General features: G+C 67.2%; 1 pseudogene. It reads right to left on the reverse strand.

Annotation, left to right across the window (positions count from 1 at the left end):
* Positions 1–1076, reverse strand: a pseudogene (locus FV228_RS30455) (IS630 family transposase); the annotation flags it as partial.
* Between the last annotated feature and the right edge of the window lie 50 nt (positions 1077–1126).

The raw sequence follows: 1126 nt of genomic DNA on the forward strand, positions 1-1126 counted from the left end.
GGGCTCGATTGAGGGCGTCGAAGATGGCGGCGGCGGGCTTGGTCCAGACGAAGGGTCGTGGGCTTCGGTTGTGCTCGCCGATGTAGCGTTTGATGGCGGCCTGAAGGTCGACGATTCCGGTGAAGGTGCCCCGTCGGAGACGGCGGCGCGTCAGCGTGGAGAAGAAGCCCTCGACGGCATTGAGCCAAGAGGCCGAGGTCGGTGTGAAGTGAAACGTCCATCGCGGGTGGCGGGTGAGCCAGGCGCGCACCTTCGGATGCTTGTGGCTGCCGTAGTTGTCGAGCACCACGTGGATCGCCTTGCCCGCTGGGACTGCCGCCTCGACGGTGTTGAGGAAACGGATGAACTCACCGTGACGATGGCGCTGCATGCAGCGGCCGAGCACCGTGCCTTCCAGGACGTCGAGGGCGGCAAACAACGTCGTGGTGCCGTGGCGGGTGTAGTCGTGCGTCTGAGCGGCAGGATGCCCGGGTCCGAGCGGCCGATCGGGACGGGTTCGCTCCCGAGCCTGGATCTGGGACTCCTCATCCTGAGCTTATCGAAGGATCGTCGATGGACAGCACGACGGCGTGGGCGGGCGGTTACATATAGAGACCGACGACATCCTCGACCTTCTCGGCGAAGGCCGGGTCGTGGGAGCGCTTGAGCGTCCGCACCCGATTCGGTTGCAGGCGGTGCTCCTGCCAGATCCGCTGCACGGAGCGGAGCGAGATGCCGGTCCGCGCGGCGACGGCGCGGCCGGTCCAGTGCGTGACCTCGTCCGGCGGTTCCGAACACGTCAGCGCCAGCACCTTCGCCACTGTGCGGGTGGAATGCGGCGGGGTGCCGGGTGGGCGGGTCTTGTCGCGCAGTAGGCCCTCGACGCCCTCCTCGGCAAAGCGCTGCTGCCAGCGCCAGACTGCGGGCCGGCTGACGCCGGCTTGCCGAGCCACGTCCTGCACGCTCCAGCGTTTGAACGAGAGCAGGACGATGCGTGCCCGCAGAATATGCTTGAGGGGCCGGGATCGATCTCCGGCGATCGTGGACAGCGCTGACTTGGTGGCGTCGTCGAGGAGCACGCACACGGTCTGAGCCATCGCCCAGACTCGCATGCATCACGCCCTTCGTGAATCCTCCGCCCGCGTCA

Origin of the sequence: Methylobacterium sp. WL18 (assembly GCF_008040015.1) — a bacterium.
Taxonomy (GTDB): domain Bacteria; phylum Pseudomonadota; class Alphaproteobacteria; order Rhizobiales; family Beijerinckiaceae; genus Methylobacterium; species Methylobacterium mesophilicum.